Annotated in this window: 11 protein-coding genes; 6 read left to right on the forward strand and 5 right to left on the reverse strand. The window is 63.4% G+C overall.

Going from position 1 to position 16,673, the window contains the following annotated elements; translation table 11 throughout:
* Positions 1–39: 39 nt before the first annotated feature.
* The 4 genes from LJE63_14165 to LJE63_14180 all read right to left on the reverse strand — a co-directional run bounded on the left by LJE63_14165 (position 40) and on the right by LJE63_14180 (position 6,011).
* Complete coding sequence (locus LJE63_14165; protein MCG6907751.1) at positions 40–1,638, reverse strand: cation acetate symporter; 1,599 nt, start codon at positions 1,636–1,638, stop codon at positions 40–42.
* 19 nt (positions 1,639–1,657) lie between these two features.
* The gene (locus tag LJE63_14170) at positions 1,658–1,900 is read right to left on the reverse strand and encodes a hypothetical protein (GenBank protein MCG6907752.1); all 243 of its coding nucleotides are present in this window, start codon (positions 1,898–1,900) and stop codon (positions 1,658–1,660) included.
* Positions 1,901–2,060: 160 nt separating this feature from the next.
* Entirely contained in the window at positions 2,061–3,692 is a 1,632-nt protein-coding gene (locus LJE63_14175) for an AMP-binding protein (protein MCG6907753.1), read from the reverse strand.
* 384 nt (positions 3,693–4,076) lie between these two features.
* On the reverse strand, positions 4,077–6,011 hold the full coding sequence (locus LJE63_14180) for a DUF294 nucleotidyltransferase-like domain-containing protein (protein ID MCG6907754.1): 1,935 nt from the start codon (positions 6,009–6,011) through the stop codon (positions 4,077–4,079).
* A gap of 170 nt (positions 6,012–6,181) precedes the next feature.
* Here LJE63_14180 and LJE63_14185 point away from each other — a divergent pair, with 170 nt between their 5' ends.
* The 6 genes from LJE63_14185 to LJE63_14210 all read left to right on the forward strand — a co-directional run bounded on the left by LJE63_14185 (position 6,182) and on the right by LJE63_14210 (position 14,348).
* Positions 6,182–6,832, forward strand: coding sequence for a TetR/AcrR family transcriptional regulator (locus LJE63_14185; GenBank protein ID MCG6907755.1), 651 nt, complete (start codon positions 6,182–6,184; stop codon positions 6,830–6,832).
* 82 nt (positions 6,833–6,914) lie between these two features.
* On the forward strand, positions 6,915–10,208 hold the full coding sequence (locus LJE63_14190; protein MCG6907756.1) for a methylmalonyl-CoA mutase family protein: 3,294 nt from the start codon (positions 6,915–6,917) through the stop codon (positions 10,206–10,208).
* Positions 10,209–10,273: 65 nt separating this feature from the next.
* Complete coding sequence (locus tag LJE63_14195; protein MCG6907757.1) at positions 10,274–11,449, forward strand: acetyl-CoA C-acetyltransferase; 1,176 nt, start codon at positions 10,274–10,276, stop codon at positions 11,447–11,449.
* Between the two features lie 56 nt (positions 11,450–11,505).
* Complete coding sequence (locus LJE63_14200; GenBank protein ID MCG6907758.1) at positions 11,506–12,354, forward strand: 3-hydroxybutyryl-CoA dehydrogenase; 849 nt, start codon at positions 11,506–11,508, stop codon at positions 12,352–12,354.
* Between the two features lie 69 nt (positions 12,355–12,423).
* The gene (locus tag LJE63_14205) at positions 12,424–12,975 is read left to right on the forward strand and encodes an XRE family transcriptional regulator (GenBank protein MCG6907759.1); all 552 of its coding nucleotides are present in this window, start codon (positions 12,424–12,426) and stop codon (positions 12,973–12,975) included.
* A gap of 218 nt (positions 12,976–13,193) precedes the next feature.
* On the forward strand, positions 13,194–14,348 hold the full coding sequence (locus LJE63_14210) for an acyl-CoA dehydrogenase (protein ID MCG6907760.1): 1,155 nt from the start codon (positions 13,194–13,196) through the stop codon (positions 14,346–14,348).
* A gap of 55 nt (positions 14,349–14,403) precedes the next feature.
* Here LJE63_14210 and LJE63_14215 read toward each other — a convergent pair whose 3' ends face one another.
* Positions 14,404–16,473 (reverse strand): HDOD domain-containing protein, encoded by a 2,070-nt coding sequence (locus LJE63_14215; GenBank protein MCG6907761.1) that lies wholly within the window; start codon positions 16,471–16,473, stop codon positions 14,404–14,406.
* Between the last annotated feature and the right edge of the window lie 200 nt (positions 16,474–16,673).

A 16,673-nucleotide genomic window follows, 5' to 3' on the forward strand; every position in this document is an offset into this window, starting at 1 on the left:
AAAATCAGGGCGCCGGCCCGCAAAACGGTTTCGCGGTCTTTAGAGATCGGGTCTGATATCCAGTGAGTATTTCTTGATGACCTCATCGCTGTTCGGCTTTGTCATCAGGCTGACGACGATAAAGAAGATGAAGCCGACGAAGACCCAGTAGACCTGGTGCGGGGTGCTGATCTTGTTCTCGGGGTTGCTGAGGAAGAACCAGTGGTAGCTGCCGAGGGCCGTCTTGGCGTACATCCAGGTGCTGGTGGAAAGAATCGTCATGACGATGATATTGAGCATGGCGGCGGCCGTGGTCGCTCTGGCCCACCAGATCCCTAAAATCAGCGGGGGACCCACCGAGCAGAGGATGACCACAAAGGCGGCCCCTGAGATGTCTAGGACCAGTGCCGGCGGCTTGAAGGCCATGAACATGCAGGCCACCAGAACCAGGGTGGTCATGATGCGGGTGATCAGGACCGGTTTTTCCTCGGGCAGGTTGCTGCCGAAGACCTTGCCCATCCAGTCGCGGCCCAGCAGGATGTTGAGCACCATCGTCCAGCCGGCTGCGGTGGCCATGGCGATGGCCAAACCGCCGGCGGCCACGACGGCCAGCAGGAAGGGGCTGTTGAGGGCTTCCATGGCGGCGATCATGGAGTAGTCGGTGACCGACGCGCCGGCCACGCCGTAAGCGGTTTTCATGTGTTTGAGGACATCCATAGCGTTGGCGATGCCCTCGGTCTGCATCAGCGGGTGCAGTTGCTCGACCAGGACGCGCGCACCGGTGCCGATGATGATCAGCCCGCAGTACATCAGGCCGCCCACGACTACCGCCCAGAAGACGCTGCGGCGGGCGGACTTGATGTCCTGGCTGGTGAAAAAGCGCACCACCGTGTAGGGCATGGCCGAAAAGCCGAAGTGCCACACGAAAAAGAAGCCCACCACACCGGTCCAGCTGGCCATCAAGGCGTGGGAGGGGGCGTCGGCCACGTAGGGCATGTTGAAGAAGTTGGCGCTCACCGAGAGGGTGGCATCGGTCAGGCCGTTTAGGCCGCCGTAGTGGCCGATGACGTAGGCCGCGGCGAGGGTCGAGGCCACGGTCATGGCGATCCCCTGGAAGGCGGTCGAGAAGGTCGTGGCCACCATGCCGCCGTAGTAAATGTAGAGAAAAATGACGACCGTGGCGAGAACCACCGAGACGTTGAAGTTCAGTTTCAAGATGGCCAGCAGAAAGAGCGCGGTGCCCACGATGGAGAGCACCACGTAGGCCAACCCGCCGATCAGGGTCGGAATGCCCGCCACCAGGCGCATCCACTTGGTGTCGTAGCGGTCGGCGTAGTAGTCGGTGAACGAGGTCGGGGCGTATTTGCGCAGTGGTGCGGCGGTCAGCAGGGTGGCGATGGGCATGCCGCCGATGATCCCCACGAGCGCCCACCAGAAGGGGTAGCCCAGAATGAAGATGAATGCGGGCAGCCCCAGAAAGCTGGCCGGGCTGAAATAGGTCGCGGCCAGCGCGCTGCCGTTGACGAAGGCCCCGACTTTACGGCCGGCCACGTAATAGTCCGAGGCGTCCAGCGACGCTTTGCGCGAGGACCAGCCGATCCAGAAAATAATTGCGAAATACAAGACAGCACCCAGTATGACGATTGGATTGACTCCCATGTGGTTTTCCTCCTTGCAATTAGGCTTTGGTTTGGGCCTTGAGCGCCTCTCTTTTTTCTTCGGAGCGATAGAAAATAAACGACACCAGGATGTTGATCAGCCACAGGCCGATGATCCAGTTGTAGATGTAGCATGCGGGAACGCCCATAAAGCGCTTCAGCGGAAACCCGGGAACCGTCATTTCGAGAATCATGAAAAGAAAACACCAGCCATACATGATGGCCATGCCGATCCAGAAAATCTTGGGCATACCTTTGAACATGATTACCTCCCCCTATTGTGGTGAGTGTTGGGTGGCGCTGAGCGGCCGGCTGCCGTGGCCGCCGCCTGCCGGTTTTAATTTCACCGCGTTGTCCCGGCACCCCGTGGGCCCGTCGCGATCGGAATTTCCATGTTCGGCCGGTTGTTTCCCGGCCGGGTTTCTAAGCGCTGCCCCATTCGGCGTTGCGCAACTCCCCGCGGCGGATCTTGCCGCTCACGGTTTTCGGCAGGGCGTCCACAAACGCGATCTTGCGCGGGTACTTGTAGGGCGCGCTGACCTTCTTGACATGTTCCTGCAGTTCTTTGACCAGCCCGGTGCTGGGCGTGAAGCCCGGCGCCAGGACGATAAACGCTTTGACCACCTCCCCTCGGGTTTGATCGGGGCTGGAGACCACCGCCGCCTCGGCCACCGCCGGGTGTTCGACCAGGGCGCTTTCCACATCGAAGGGCCCGATGCGGTAGCCGGAGCTGAGAATTACGTCGTCGCTGCGGCCGACGAACCAGAAATAGCCGTCCTCGTCCACGTAGCCGCGGTCGCCGGTCAGGTACCAGCCGTCCCGGAAGACCGCGGCGGTTGCGTCCGGCGCTTGCCAGTATTCCTTGAAAAGCCCCACCGGGCGTGTCGGTTGGACCCGGACGGCGATGTCGCCTTCGGAATTGGCGGGCAACACCGCGCCGTCGCCACCGATCACCCTGAGGTCGATGCCGGGCGCCGGTTTGCCCATGGAGCCGAAGCGCGGCGCAAGGCAGGGAAAACTGCCGGCCAAAAGCACCGTTTCGGTCTGGCCGTAGCCGTCGCGGATGGTGATGCCGGTGGCGCGCTTCCAGACCTCAATGATCTCGGCGGCCAGTGGTTCGCCGGCGGCCACGCAGTGCCGCAGCGCGGGGAACTTGCGGGCGCTGCTGTAATGGAGGATCAGCATGCGGTAGACGGTCGGTGTGCCGCACAGGGTGGTGACGGGGTGGCGCTCCAGGAGCTCCAGGGTCTTGACCGGGTCGAAGCGGTCGCTGTGGTGGACGAACAGCGCCGCACCGCAGTGCCAGGGTCCGAAATAGCTGCTCCAGGCCGCCTTGGCCCAGCCCGTGTCACCGACATTCCAGTGCAGATCGTCGGGCCGCAGATCCAGCCAGAAACGGCCGGTCGACTGGTGGCCGATAGGGTAGGAGGCGTGGGTGTGGAGGGCCATCTTGGGGGTCCCGGCGGTGCCCGAGGTAAAGTAAACCAGGCAGTTGTCGCTGCCGCGGGTTTTGACAGTTTCAAACTGCGCGGTGGTCGCGGCCAATGCCTGGTCGTAGAAAATCCAGCCCTTGCGGGGCTTGGAGATGACGATTTTGGTTTTGACCGTGGGGCATTTGTCTTGGACCTGTTCGAATTTGGCGGCGATGTCGTGGTTGGTGATCAGACAGGCCGCTTGGGATGTGTTGGCCCGAAACGCGAGATCCTTGGTGGTGAGCTGGGTGGCGCCCGGCGCCACCAGGGCGCCCATGCGGATGCCGGCGGTCAGCGTTTCCCACCACTCGGTGTTGCGGGGCAGAACCACCATGATGACGTCGTCGCGTCGGACGCCGCTGGCGGTCAGGACTTTGGCCAGTTTTTTCGAGGCGTTGACGATGTCCAAAAAGGTTTTGCGCACTTCGTTGCCGGCGTCGTCGACCCACAGGATAGCGAGTTTGCCGGGGTCTTGGGCCCATTTGTCGACAACGTCGCCGGCAAAATTGAAATACTCGGGCACCGCCGGGCGGAACTCGGCACATGTCTTTTCGTAATCGGTCATGTTGTGGGCCTGGGTCACTCTGTCTCCTCCCGCGATGGGGGAATCCGTTCGCCCCGGCTTAGAGGGCGCAACCACAGCCTATTGTAGACCCGTTTCAGGGGCGGGTCGGGGGGTGCACCAGCACTTCCTGCGGCAAAGCCTGACAAGGCATTTGGGCGGGGCACCTCCTTTCGATTGAAAAATTTATTGAGCGCTCAGTCGCACAAAAAAGCACAAAAAAAAAGGAAAAAAACCAGTTTGGAAAAATGAACGAGCGCTCGGTCAAAAATTACCGGGCATTCTACCGTCACCCTTTCGGATTTGTCAAACCTTTTTTGTGTTGTTTTGGGGGTAAAAGCCCCCGCGAATGGGTGAGACGCCAAGTAAATGTTGAATAAGATTCATTTTACTTTCGGTCGGTTTTCAGACCCAGTGCCGCAGCCAGGCCACGTTGAATTGGCTGTTGACCAGCTTTTGCAGTTGGGATACCCCCGAGAGGGCGTCCTTGAGGATCATGCGCTCCCGTTTGCGCAGGCTGTAGGGGTCGATATGGTTGTCGGGGGGCTGGTTGTGGCGCGCTTTGCGGGCGTTTTCGCGAATCCGGAACATCATCAGGGTTTCGAAGCTGGCCTCGAAGAGCTCGGCGTCCTCGGCGGGGATCGCCTCACATTCCACCAGCGCCTGCAGGCGGCCGAAGGTCGAGGGCTCGCTGATTTCGTTTTTGATCGCGAAGATGCGGATCCCGTTGACGATGTGGAGGGTGCCGGCCTTTTTGAGGTCGATCTGGTTCTTGTGGGGGCCGCTGCGGGTGGTCACAAAGGTGCCCAGAAAGTTGATCGGCAGCTTGTACTGCAGATCGTCCTTGGTCATCATGTGGCGGGCGGTAAGGGACTCCTTGAAGGCTGTGAAAATGGCCTCGCGGAATTTTTCGGCCAGGGTTACGTTGCCCCAGATCGGGCGGTAGTCCAGCAGAATGGTCAGGGTGCGGGTGTCCTCGGGGTCGTAGGAGCGGGTCCATTCCTGGATCGATGCGATCCAGGCAGCCAGCGGCCGTCGCCATTTGGGGTTGGTGGCCATGACGTCACCGGTGCATTTCTCGAAGCCGCACGCCGCCAGCCCGTCGACTGCAAATGCCGCGAACTGGGCGAAGTAGGCGTCCACCTCCGCTAGCGACTGCCCCTGGGGATCGTCGAAAATGATGGCGTTGTCCTGGTCGGTGCGCAGCGTCTGCTCGTAGCGGGCCGCGCTGCCCATGTTGACCCAGCAGTAGTCCACCGGCGGCGGCCCCCAGCCCTCCAGGCGCATGCGCTCCTCGGTAAGCTGCAACACCCTGCGGGTCATGCGTTCGTGGAGTTCGGACATGACCTCGAAAATCTCCCGCACGCCGGCCTTTTCAGCCACCAGGGCGTAGAGAATGCTGTCCACCTCGCGGCTGATGGCGGCCAGGCCGCGCAGATCGTGCTGGCTCTCGATGTCCTGGGTCAGTAGCAGCGTGCCGGTGCTGCGGGTCTTGAGCAAATCCACCATGGTAACGATCCCGATCAGGTTGCCCCGTTCGATTACCAGCAAATATTTGGTTTTGCTGCGGATCATGGTCACCAAAGCCTGCCCCAGGAATGCCTCCGGGGCGATGCTGACGATGTTGCTCTTCATGACGAAGTCGGCCTGGCAAGTTTCAACCGGACAGGCCCGGGCCGCGATCAGGTATTTCACGATGTTTTTTTCGGTGATGATCCCCCGCGGTCGGTTCTCCCGGTCCAGCACGACGATGGTGCTGATGTCCAGCTCGTCCATGGTCCGGGCCACCGTGGTGACCTTGTCGTGGGTCTGGCAGGTGACCACCGGGGCGCTCATCACCTCGCTGACCCGTTTGCGGAACATCGGGGATTCGCCCATGCCGTAGGCTTCGTAGGACTGCTCACTGACGATCTCCGAGTAGAGCAGGCGCATGCGCTCGGCCAGCAGGGTGTTGAAAAAGCCGGAAAACTCTGGGTAGCTGTAGATCAGCCGTTCCAGGTCACGGCGCCTGACCAGGCAACAGGTCAGGGACTCCTTGACCCGGGCGGAGGCCGGGTAGCGCTGCTGGGAGAGGACCACCGTCTCGCTGAAAAAATCGTGCGGCCGGCGCACGGCGACCACCGATTCGACGCCGCGGTCGTTGCGCGAAGTGATTTCCACCAGGCCGGCGACGATGATGAACAGAGCGTCTTGGCTGACGTCCCCCTGGCGGAAGACGTAGCTGTTGGGTCGATAGTGGCGAATGGCGACCTTTGCCGCCAGTTCCTCAAGGACCTCGGCTTCCAGGATCTCAAACGGGTCGGTTTTGCGGAGGATGGCGACGATTTCGCTCTTTTCCATTGGCGGCTCCCGCGCGGCCCGATCCGGGCTATCTGCAGCGCTGGAAAAAGACTTGACAAGCCGGTTGGTGCATTGTAGCTATGACTGAGCGCTCGTTCATATAATGGTGAGCGGCCACGATGACACACTTCGCGCTTTATTTCAAATAAAATTTCGGAGATCGGTACCCCATGAGGCGCTCGGCCAACAGAACCCATGATGTGCCAACCCAGATCAAAAACCCCGATCTCGTCGAAAAACGCCGCCGCCAGATCGTCGATGCGGCCGTCACGCTGTTTGTCGAGAAGGGGTTCCACAAAACCACCACCCGCCAGATTGCCGCCGCCGCCGGTTTCTCCATCGGTTCGCTTTACGAATACGTGGCATCCAAGGAGGACGTGCTCTACCTGGTCTGCGAGGCCATCCACGATGAGGTGGAACACGGCGTTGCCGAGGCCCTCGCCCGCGTGACCACCGGACGCGCGGCCTTGGCCGAGGTCATCCGCGAATATTTTCTGGTCTGCCACCGCATGAGCGACCTGGTCCTGCTGATCTATCAGGAAACCCAGTCCCTGCCGGCCCAGTGGCGCAAGCGCGTGCTCGAAAACGAAATCTCAATCACCGGGATTTTCGTCAAGGTCCTGGCCAAACTGACGGCCACCGGCGATTTGCCCGAAATCGACGAAAAATCCATCGAACTCGTGGCCCACAACATTTGCGTGCTGGGGCACATGTGGGCCTTTCGGCGCTGGTATCTGGCCCGCCACTACAGCATCGAGGACTACATCGCACTGCAGATCGATTTCATCCTGGGGATTAGCACCGGCAAGGTCAGCCGCTGATCGAAAGCCCGCGGCGTTGATCGCCGCCACCCCTGGACCGGGGCCGGATCACCGCGGCGCAGGATTATAACAAGGAGGGGGCATGAGTATCGAAACCGAACCTTACAAACCCAAACATCACGTCCGGGCCGTCACGGCAACCTCGCTTTTTGACGGTCACGACGCCTCCATCAACATCTTCCGCCGCATCCTGCAGGGCACCGGGGTCGAGGTCATCCACCTGGGGCACAACCGCTCGGTGCAGGAGATCGTGGATGCCGCCATCGAGGAGGACGTCCAGGGCATCGCCGTTTCAAGCTACCAGGGCGGGCACGTGGAGTTCTTCAAGTACATGGTGGAACTGCTGCGCGAGCGCGACGCGGGGCACATCAAGGTCTTTGGCGGCGGCGGCGGCGTGATCGTGCCCGAGGAGATCCGCGAACTCGAGGCCTACGGGGTGACAAAGATCTACTCCCCCGAGGACGGCGCCCGGCTGGGGCTGCAGGGCATCATCAACCACATGGTGCGGACCATGGATTTCGAGCGCGCCCGGGAGGACGACCTCGACCTCGCGGCGCTCTCGCCGGACAACAAGCTGCTGGTGGCCAACCTGATCACCACCGTGGAGGCCGCCAAGGCCCGCCAGAACGGGCACCTCGCCAAGCTGCGAGATGAGCTGGCACGCAAGATGGCCGGCCGCAAGGTGCCGGTGATCGGCATCACCGGCACCGGCGGGGCCGGCAAGTCGTCCCTGACCGACGAGCTGATCCTGAGGCTGCTGCACGACCAGAAAGACCTGCACCTGGCGATCATCAGCAGCGACCCCTCCCGCCGCAAGACCGGCGGCGCGCTCTTGGGCGACCGCATCCGCATGAACGCCATCGGCAGCCCGCGGGTCTACATGCGCAGCCTGGCCACTCGGCGCTCCCACATCGAGATCCCCGACGCGCTGCCCGAGGCCATCGAGGTGGTCAAAGCCGCCGGCTATGACCTGGTCATCGCCGAAACCGCGGGGATCGGCCAAGGGGACTCGCACATCATCGACCTGGTGGACGTTTCCATGTACGTAATGACCAGCGAGTTCGGGGCCGCCTCCCAGCTGGAGAAAATCGACATGCTGGATTTCGCCGATCTGGTGGTGGTCAACAAGTTCGAAAAGCGCGGCGGCGAGGATGCCGTGCGCGACGTGCGCAAGCAGATCCAGCGCAACCGCAACGACTTCAGCCGGCGGCCCGAGGAGATGCCGGTCTTCGGCACGATCGCCTCCAAATTCAATGACGATGGGGTCACCGCCCTCTACCATGCCATGCTGGATGCCATCGGCCAAAAGGCCGGGGTCAAGTTCACCGCGCATCTGCCCCGGCCCGAGTCCCACATTTCCACCTCCAAGACCATCATCATTCCCCCCGAGCGCACCCGCTACCTGGCGGAAATCGCCGACACCGTGCGCCACTACCACCAGCGCACGGAAAGCCAGGCGGCCAATGTACGCCGGGTCTGGCACCTCAACGAGGCGGCCGCGGCCCTGGAAGAGGCCCCCAAAGGCGAGGGCGACGTTTCCGCGATGGTGGCGCGCCTCAAGGTCGAGGTGGCCAGGGCCCAGAAGGCGCTCGACAAGGAAACCGTCGAGCTCGTAGACCAGTGGCCTGGGCTGCGCGAACGCTACCGCCAGGAGGAGCTGGTCTACGAGGTGCGCGGCCACGAAATCCGGCAGCCGCTGACCACCGAGTCGCTGGCGCGCAAGCGGATCCCCAAGGTGGCGCTGCCCGGTTTCACCGATCCCGGTGAAATCTATCGCTGGATGCGGCGCGAGAACCTGCCCGGCTACTTTCCTTACACCGCCGGGGTGTTCCCCCTGAAGCGGGTGGGCGAAGACCCCACGCGCATGTTCGCCGGCGAGGGCGACCCGGCGCGCACCAACCGGCGCTTCCGCCTGCTGTCGACCGAATATGAGGCCAAGCGCCTCTCCACGGCGTTCGACTCGGTGACCCTCTACGGCTACGACCCCGACCTGCGCCCGGACATCTACGGCAAGGTCGGCACCTCGGGGGTCAGTGTCTGCACCCTGGACGACGTCAAGGTGCTTTACAGCGGTTTCGAACTCTGCGCGCCCAACACCTCGGTCTCGATGACCATCAACGGTCCGGCACCGATGGTTCTGGCCATGTTCCTCAACACCGCCATCGACCAGCAGGTGGACAAGTTCCAGGAGGAAAACGGGCGCGCCCCGCTGCCCGACGAGTATGACAAGATCCGGGCAATGGTGCTCTCCAATGTGCGCGGCACCGTCCAGGCCGACATCCTCAAGGAGGACCAGGGTCAGAATACCTGCATCTTCTCCATCGAGTTCGCCCTCAAGATGATGGGCGACATTCAGGCCTACTTCATCGAAAACGACGTGCGCAACTTCTACTCGGTCTCCATTTCCGGCTACCACATCGCCGAAGCCGGGGCCAACCCCATCTCGCAGCTGGCCTTCACCCTGGCCAACGGCTTCACCTACGTCGAGTACTATCTCTCGCGCGGCATGGACATCGACAGCTTCGGCCCCAACCTCTCCTTTTTCTTCTCAAACGGGATGGACCCCGAGTACACCGTCATCGGGCGCGTGGCGCGCCGCATCTGGGCGGTGGCCATGCGCGAGAAATACGGTGCCTCGGCCCGCAGCCAGATGCTCAAGTACCATATCCAGACCTCGGGCCGTTCGCTGCACAGCCAGGACATCCAGTTCAACGACATCCGCACCACCTTGCAGGGGCTGTGCGCGATCTACGACAACTGCCAGAGCTTGCACACCAACGCCTTCGACGAGGCCATCACGACCCCCAGCAAGGAGTCGGTGCGCCGCGCGCTGGCCATCCAGATGATCATCAACCGCGAGTGGGGGCTGGCCAAGAACGAAAACCCGCTCCAGGGCAGCTTCATCGTGGAGGAACTGACCGATCTGGTGGAAGAGGCCGTGTTGTTCGAGTTCGACCAGATCACCCGCCGCGGCGGGGTCCTGGGCGCCATGGAGACCGGCTACCAGCGCAGCAAGATCCAGGAGGAGTCGATCTACTACGAAATCTTGAAGCACGAGGGCAAGTACCCGATCATCGGGGTCAACACCTTCCGCGACCCCGACGTCGACGAGGCCGGCGAGCTTTCCGAGGGGATTTCCTGCCTTGAGCTGGCGCGCGCCACCGAAGAGGAGAAAACCTCGCAGCTCAAGCGGCTGGCCGACTTCCAGGAGCGCCACGCCGAACAGGCGCCGGCGGCCCTGGCGCGGCTGCAGGAGGTCGCGCTCTCCGGCGGTAACATCTTCGCCGAACTGATGAACACGGTCCGCTGCTGCAGCCTTGGGCAGATCACCCGGGCACTTTACGATGTCGGTGGGCAGTACCGCCGCAACATGTAGGGTGGCCGGACGGGGTAAAAATACATCAATCGGGGCCGAGGCCCCGCACGAAGGGAGAAAAATCGATGAGAGAAGCGGTAATTGTGAGTGCCGTTCGCACGCCCTTGGGCAGTTTCAACGGGTCGCTGGGAGGTGTCGGCGCCACCCGCCTGGGGGCGCTGGTGATCGAGGAGGCGGTGCGCCGTGCCGGGATCGCGAAAACCGCGGTCGACGAGGTCATCATGGGCCAGGTGCTGCCCTGCGGCTACGGCCAGAACCCGGCCCGCCAGGCGGCCGTGCAGGCCGGAATGCCCTGGGAGGTGGAATGCCTGACGATCAACAAGGTTTGCGGCTCGGCGCTCAAGTCGGTGATGCTGGCGGCCCAGGCGATCCAGCTGGGGGATGCCGACGTGGTGGTCGCCGGCGGCATGGAGAACATGAGCCTGGCGCCCTACTACCTGGAAAAGGCCCGCTTCGGCTACCGCATGGGCGCCGGCCAGATCCAGGACCACATGGTCCACGACGGCTTGTGGGACATCGTCAACGACTTTCACATGGGGATTTCAAACGACCTCTGTTCGCAGAAATACGGCGTCAGCCGCGAGGACCAGGACCGCTACGCGGCGGAATCCTACCGTCGGGCCCTGGCCGCCATCGCCAGCGGGCGCTTCAAGGACGAGATCCTGCCGGTGGCCGTGCCCCAGCGCAAGGGCGAGCCCCGGGTCTTCGCCCAGGACGAGTGTCCGCGGGAGACCAGCTATGAGAGCCTCGCCGGGATGAAACCGGCCTTCCAGAAGGACGGGGTCGCCACCGCCGGCAACAGCTCCATCATCAGCGACGGCGCGGCGGCCACGGTGGTCATGGCCCGCGAAACCGCCGAGCGGCTGGGCTGCAAGGTCCTGGCCACCGTCGGTGCCCAGGCCTCGGCCGGCATCGACATGAAGTACGTGCTCGTGGCGCCGATCCTGGCGATCCCCAAGTGTTTAAAAAAGGAAGGGATCGGCATGGACGCGGTGGATCTCTTCGAGATCAACGAGGCCTTCAGCGGCTCCACCGTGGCGGTCATGCGCGAGCTGGGTCTGGATTCCGGGCGGGTCAACGTCAACGGCGGCAGCGTTGCACTGGGGCATCCCATCGGCGCCAGCGGCTGCCGGGTGCTGGTAACCCTGCTCTATGAGATGATCAAACAAGACAAGAAGGTCGGCTTGGCCTCGCTTTGCCTGGGCGGCGGCGAGGCCGTGGCGCTGGTGGTGCGGCGCTGAGGGCTTCCCGTGTCTGCGGTGAATTTTTTTCTTCATGGAAGGAGTGACGGTATAAAATGGAGATCAAGACGTTTGGCGTTATCGGTGCAGGGCAGATGGGCAACGGCATCGCCCAGGTTGCGGCGGCCAGCGGGCTGGATGTGATCATGAACGACATCAAGACCGAGTTTGTCGAAAAGGGGCTGGCCGCCATCACCAAAAACCTTCAGCGCGCGGTGGACAAGGGCAAGTTGAGCGCCGCGGATCAGGCCGCGGTTCTTGCCCGCATCAAGACCAGCGTGGACCTTAAGGACATGGCGGCCGCGGACTTCGTGGTGGAGGCCGCCACTGAAAATGAGCCCATCAAGTTCCAGATCTTCAAGGACCTGGACACCATCTGCCGGCCGGGGGTGATCCTGGCCAGCAACACCTCCTCGATCCCCATTGGGCGGATCGCCTCACAGACCGGCCGTCCGGCCGACGTCATCGGCATGCACTTCATGAACCCGGTGCCGGTCATGAAGCTGGTGGAGGTCATCCGGGCGCTGGCGACCTCAGATGAGACCTTCCAGACCACCTGGGCGCTTTGCGAGAAGTTCGGCAAAACCCCGGCCGAGGCCAACGACTACCCCGGCTTCATCGCCAACCGCATCCTGCTGCCGATGATCAACGAAGCGGTCTACTGCCTCTATCATGGTGTGGGCAGCCGCGAGGCCATCGACACCGTCATGAAGCTCGGCATGAACCACCCCATGGGGCCTCTGGCGCTGGCGGACCTGATCGGGCTTGACACCTGCCTGGCGATCATGGAGACGCTCCATGCCGGGTTCAAGGATTCCAAGTACCGCCCCTGTCCGCTGCTCAGAAAATACGTCGAGGCCGGCTGGCTGGGCCGCAAGACGGGGCGCGGTTTTTACGATTACTAGACCGGGTTTTACCCTTGGATGACCCGGTTGTGGCCCCGGTCGGCCCCGGTCGGCAGGAAAGGAGAGCGCATGGCAGCCAAAAAGACAACCAAGCTCGAACCGGTCGGCAAAAAAATCAAGAAGGTGCGGCTGGAGAAAAAACTGACCCTGGAGCGGTTGGCCAACGAAACCGGTTTTGCGGTGGACTACCTCAAAGAGCTGGAGGCCGGCAAGATCATCCCGCCGGTGGGGACCCTGCTGTCCCTTTCGCGGGCCCTGGGGATGGATTCCGGTCTTCTACTGCAGGAGCAGGAGGCCGCACTCAAGGACCGGGTCGAGGCCTACACCAAGCGCACTGAGAACTACGCCTACAAGACCCTCACCCCGGGAGCCGAGAACAAGCACCTGAAGGCCTTCCTGGTCACCATCGACCCCCTCGCGGAGCACCACGGTGTGGGCTACCTGCACGAAGGCGAGGAGTTTGTCTACCTGCTTCGCGGCTGCATCGAGGTGATCGTCGGTGAGAATGTCAACCGGTTGAACGCCAACGACTCGCTGCATTTCAACTCCGGTATTCGCCACCAGATGCGCAATGTCGGCAACGAAGAGGCGGAGCTTCTAGTGGTGGTTTACGGGCCGTAGGCCGGGGGCAAAAAAGGCCATTGGGCCAGGCCGCTGGTCAGCGCTGTGGCGGGCTGAGGACGTAAGCAACCCCCCCGGGGGGGCTGGCCGCCCTGCGGTTGTGAGTTTCAGCCGGCCCCAGACCCCGGCGGCCGGCATTCCAGCCGCGGCACGCTGGAGCCGAAAGCCGTTTTTGCAACTGGCATGCGGTGGTGCGTAATGATGAAAGGGACAAACCGATGACATTCCAACTCACCGATGAGCAATTGATGATTCAGAGCATGGTCAGGGAGTTTTCCCGCAAGGTGCTGGCCGCCACGGCGGCGGAGCGCGACCGCACCAAGGAGTTTCCGGCCGAAAACCTTAAGAAGATGGGCGAGTTGGGCCTGATGGGGATGATGATCCCGCCCGAGTACGGCGGGGAGGGCGCCGATGCCGTCAGCTACGTGCTGGCCCTCTCGGAGGTTGCCTACTCCTGCGCCGCCACCGCGGTGGTGATGTCTGTCCAGAATTCCATCGTCTGCGAAAGCCTCTACCGTTACGGCAGTGAAGCCCAAAAACAGCAGTTTCTGGTGCCGCTGGCATCCGGGGAGATCATCGGCTCCTTTGCCCTGACCGAGCCCGACGCCGGCTCCGACCCTGTCTCCCAGGCCACCACCGCTGAACGCGACGGTGATGTCTATGTTATAAACGGCACCAAGCGCTTTATCACTTCTGGAAAAAATTCCGGGCTGACGATTGTCACCGCCAAGACCGACGAATCCTTGCGCCACAAGGGGATCAGCGCTTTCGTGGTGGAAAAGGGCACCCCGGGGTTAATCGTGGGCGATGAAGAGGACAAGATGGGGCTGCGGGCCTCGGACACCACCGACCTGATCTTCGAAAACTGCCGGGTGCCGGCGGCCAACCTGCTGGGCAAGGAGGGCGATGGCTTCATGATCGCCATGACCGGCCTGGACAGCGGCCGCATCGGCATCGGGGCCCAGTCGGTGGGGGTGGCACAGGCCGCCATGGACGCCGCGGTCAAGTACGCCAAACAGCGTCAGCAATTCGGGCAGGCGATCTCCAAATTCCAGGGGCTGCGCTGGACGATCGCCGATATGGCCACCCAAATCGAAGCCGCCCGGCAGCTGGTGCTTTCGGCCGCCGCCATGAAGGACAACGGCCAGCGCTACACGGCGCAAGCCTCGATGGCCAAGCTGTTCGCCTCCGAGATGGTCAACCAGGTGGTCGGCAAGGCCCTGCAGATGCACGGCGGCTACGGCTACACCAAGGACTACCCGGTGGAGCGCTTCTACCGCGATGCACGGGTCTTCACCATCTACGAGGGCACCTCCGAGATCCAGCGGGTGGTCATCTCCAACCACATCCTCAAAGACACCCGCCGCAGTTGATCGGCTCTGCCGGCCGGTGGGCGCCCCTTTTTCCCGTTCGCGTCCGCCGGCCTGCTCACCCCGCCGAGAGAAAATCCTTTTTCATAAAAATCGATCGCCAATCGTCGCGCGGCGGGGCCGCCGGGTTCCCACCGGCGCTGTGCCGGCTGTAGAGAATGACACGCCCGGCGCTGTCCGCCCGGGCGGCCTCCAGGGCCAGGCTCGCCTGTCGGGTCAGTTCCTGCCAGGTCTGGATCTTGGGAGCCAGAACGGCCAGGCCGATGCTGGCCTTCAGCGGGGAGCCGCATCGGCGCCGGCCCTGGAGCAGCCCCAACTCGGCGATTTCGCCCCGCAGCCGCTCCCCCAAGGCGAGCGCCCGCGGGGCCTCCCGATCCATGGCGAGGAGCAGAAATCTGCCGTCGCCCAGGGGCGTGACGCTATCTTCAGGGCCGCAGTGGCTGCGAATGATGCCGGCCACCAGGCGCGCCAGGGTCTCGCCGCTCAGATGCCCCGGGGGCTGACCCGGCGGCTGAGGGTCTTCCACCGCGACCAGGGCCGCGCACAGATCGCGGTTGCCGCCGCGCGCCGTTTGATAGGCTTTCTGGACGGCTGCGCCGACGGCCTGCCGATCGCCGTCGGCCGGGACCGTGGTCGTCAGGTCGGCAGCGGACCGGGCCGTGGGGCCGTGGGCTGCCAGTTCCCGACCCAGACCCACGGCCATGCGCGCAGCGGTCGCCAGGTCGGCCTCGGTCAGCTTGGCGCTGCCAAAGGCGTTGTCCACCCAGAGCAGGCCTGCCGGCTGGCTGCCCCAGTGCAGCGGGATCAAACCGATTTCCGATGTCTGCAGGCGGCCGAGGAGGGGCTCGTGGCCTGCGGTGTGGCCGCGGATGATGCGCGGGACGCCGTCCCGCAGCGCCTCGAAGAGCCCGCCGGCCGCGGGCGTCAGGTGGAGTTCAAAATCTGCCAGAGACAGCCCGAGCGGGCTGCGGTCCAGGCTGGCAACCGGCTGCAGACACTGCCGCCGGGAATCCAGGCCCAGCACCTGCAGGCGGTCGAAGCCGCAGACCCGCGCAATGGAGCGCAGGACGTCTGAAATGCGCTCGGGCGTGCCGGGGCGGGTTTCCAGGTTGGCCGCCGGTTGGGTTGCGACCTTACGGGCCAGGATGTCCTGCAGGTAGTGGTGCTGGGCGTTGAGCCGGGCGGAGGTCCCCTCCAGCCCGATCCGGTCCGTTTCCAAGGCCGCCCCGGCGGGCAGCGTGAACCCGTAAATTTTGGCGGCGGCTGTGAGGCCCCTGGCCATCTCGGCGGCGATGGCGTTGCGATCCAGCCTCTTGAGATCGATCAGGGCCGTCACCTCGGGCTGCAGGGAAGGGCACTGCTGGAAATTGACCGAACCGAGGCCCTGGAGCCAGGAGAAAAAATTGGCCAGGGACACTATCGCGATCAGGGCGGAGGCTTCCTGGGTCAAGTTGAGGTGATCGAATCGCCCGTGGTGGAAAAGCACCGCCAGCACCAGAGGTTCGGGCAGCTGCCAGTGGGCGCAGAAAAAGGCGCCCAGGCGGTCGTGGCTGAGCCCCACGAAGCGCGCCTCGTCCTCCACCAGGGTGGCGCCATCCCCTGCGGCGTGGCGGCTGCAAAGATCGCTGTATCCCTTGCGGCCATGTGTCTCCAGAATGACCTTGCCCACATCGTGCAGCAGACCGGCGATATAGGCCTCCTCGGGGTCCGCGTTTCCCAGGCGGACGGCCAGGATGCGGGCCAGCTCCGCCACCGCCAGGCAGTGCTGCCAGAAGAACAGCCGATCGAAGCCGGCGGCGGCCTCCTTGGGGACGATCTTTTCAAACAGGGTTACCCCCAGGGCCAGGCCGCGGATGCCGGCAAACCCCAGCAGGGCCACGGCCTGGGAGACCGATGCGATTTTTCGCGGCAGCCCGTAAGCCGCGGAATTGACGATCCTCAGGATCTTGGCGGCCAAGGCCGGGTCGGTTTCGATCACGCGGGCGAGATCACGGGCGGAGCTGCGGTCGTCCAGGGTCAGCTCCAGCAGCCGGACGGCCACCAGGGGCAGCGACGGCAGCTGCAGCCTCTTCTGATCGAGTACACTGCGGACCGCCTCGTGGGATGGCAGCAGGGATGCGTAATTCATGGCAAGAGAATGTCCAGGATTGGCGGTCGGGCCGGCTTTGGGCGGCGCGCCGGCGGGGTCTTTCCCAAAAGAAAAATCTGTCTTTCCTATCGGTTGGAAACGCCTGGGGCTGAAACGCGCCGGCTGTTGGTTCAACCGGCGGCGGGTGCAGGGGGAAGCTCGACGGCCGCCGCCAAGTAGGCGGCATAGTCGCGGAAGCC

This window comes from Desulfobacteraceae bacterium, from assembly GCA_022340425.1.
Classification (GTDB): domain Bacteria; phylum Desulfobacterota; class Desulfobacteria; order Desulfobacterales; family JAABRJ01; genus JAABRJ01.